This is a genomic window from Lactococcus sp. S47 (assembly GCF_016517475.1).
GTDB lineage: Bacteria > Bacillota > Bacilli > Lactobacillales > Streptococcaceae > Lactococcus > Lactococcus lactis.
Genome location: NZ_JACVUB010000031.1, coordinates 1 through 262 on the forward strand (window position 1 = coordinate 1; position 262 = coordinate 262).

Below are 262 nucleotides of genomic sequence, written 5' to 3' on the forward strand. Positions count from 1 at the left end.
ATCTCCAACATTACCTGATTTTATAACATCATCTGAAATCTTATTACCATCTGTATCTACATATTTAGCAGTAACATCGCCACCAGCAACTGGGTCTTTCGTATAAACATAGGTCACAGTCTGTGCTTGGTCTGTGAAAGTACCTGTGGCGCTTCCTTGAACCTCTTTGAAGGTGTAACCAGCAATTGTTTTTTGGTCTGTAGTATATGCATCTCCAACATTACCTGATTTTATAACATCATCTGAAATCTTATTACCATCT

General features: G+C 37.4%; 1 protein-coding gene. It reads right to left on the reverse strand.

Annotation, left to right across the window (positions count from 1 at the left end):
- The coding region (locus IAE52_RS11465) for a MucBP domain-containing protein (protein ID WP_200136809.1) at positions 1 to 262 on the reverse strand (262 nt) is incomplete at both ends.